Origin of the sequence: Thermomonospora echinospora, assembly GCF_900108175.1 — a bacterium.
GTDB lineage: Bacteria > Actinomycetota > Actinomycetes > Streptosporangiales > Streptosporangiaceae > Thermomonospora > Thermomonospora echinospora.
The window spans coordinates 1-1,462 of the sequence record NZ_FNVO01000064.1 but is presented as its reverse complement, the minus strand read 5'-3'; the positions used below and the strand labels follow the sequence as shown (position 1 = coordinate 1,462).

Genomic DNA, 1,462 nt, shown 5'->3' with positions numbered 1-1,462 from the left:
GGGTAGGTGGAGGTGGCGTGCAAGATGACCAGCTTGCCGGCGCCGAGGATCTCCACCGCCTCGTCGATCTCCTCCAGGGTGGACATGCCGGTGGACAAGATGATCGGCTTGCCGGTGGCCGCCAGCGCCCGCAGCAGCTCCTTGTCGGTGATGGACGCCGAGGCGACCTTGTGAGTGACGACGTCGAAGTTCTCCAGGAACTCCACCGACGGCACGTCCCAGGGAGAGGCGAACCAGTCGATGCCCCGGTCGGCGGCGTACTTGGCGATCTGCCGATACTCCTCCACCCCGAACTCCACCCGGTGCTTGTACTCCAGGTAGGTCATCTCACCCCACGGCGTTTCCCGCATCTTGTTCTGCTGCTCGGGCGGAACACAGATCTCCGGGGTGCGCTTTTGGAACTTGACCGCCTGGCAGCCGGCGTCGGCGGCGATGTTGATCAGACGGCGGGCGATGTCCACATCCCCGTTGTGGTTGATCCCGATCTCACCGATCACATACACCGGCCTGCCGGGGCCGACCTCGCGATCCCCGATCCACACGCTGCCAGAACTTCCCACTGCGCCGCTCATTTCCTGCCATCCCCTGTCGTTCGGTCATCGCGGGCCGCCAGGACCCGTTCACACAGCTCACGCACCGCTCCGGCGCCACCGGGGCGGGTGAGCCTCACACGCGCCGCCGCCAGCACGCCCGGATGAGCGTCGGGAACGGCCACCGGCCACCCGACCAAAGCCAGGCAACCCAGATCATTGACGTCATTGCCGACATAGGCCACCCGCGCCGGGTCCAGGCCCTCATCGGCCATCCACTTACGCAGCACGGTCGCCTTGTCCTCCACCCCATGCAGCACAGGCACACCCAGCTTGCGGGCACGCGCGGCCACCACCGGGTTGACCTCAGTAGACAAGATCAGCAGCGGCACGCCGGCCCTGCGCAGCCGCGCCACACCCATCCCGTCACTGCGGCTGACCGCCACCGCCTCCCGGCCGTCCTGATCCACCCAGGCCCGGTCATCGGTGTGCACACCATCGAAGTCGGTGACCACCGCATCCACATCGATGGGCTCGACACGATCGGCGACCACCGCGATCGCCCGCACCAACTCCAGATCGGCGGGCTCATCCACCTCCACCGCATGCGCCGCCGGCACCGGCTGCACACCAATACGCCCAAAGAACCGGTGCCGATGCGCCCGCAACCCCGAGGTGCGCATCACATAGAACGCGCCCGTCTCCCGATAGTGCGCAGCCCGGTCCTGACGACGCGGCCGATGCGCCGGATCATGCCCCACACCGGCCACCCCGCCCCCAGCAGCCACACACCACTGGAACTCGTGCGTCTCCAGACCGGAGAACACCGAATCGGCCTCCCCACCCAGCACCCGCACCACCGCCGCGTCCAGATCGCCCGGATCGATGAACGGACTGGTGCACTGCACCATCACCGTCACCTCAGGCCCACC

At 67.5% G+C, this 1,462-nt stretch carries 2 protein-coding genes; both read right to left on the bottom strand.

The window, feature by feature from the left end; all coding sequences use genetic code 11:
- On the bottom strand, window positions 1–572 hold a 572-nt coding region (locus C4U03_RS39655), incomplete at its 3' end, for an N-acetylneuraminate synthase family protein (protein ID WP_200827803.1).
- On the bottom strand, window positions 569–1,462 hold an 894-nt coding region (locus C4U03_RS39650), incomplete at its 5' end, for an HAD hydrolase family protein (protein ID WP_160147268.1). The genes C4U03_RS39650 and C4U03_RS39655, both read right to left, overlap by 4 nt.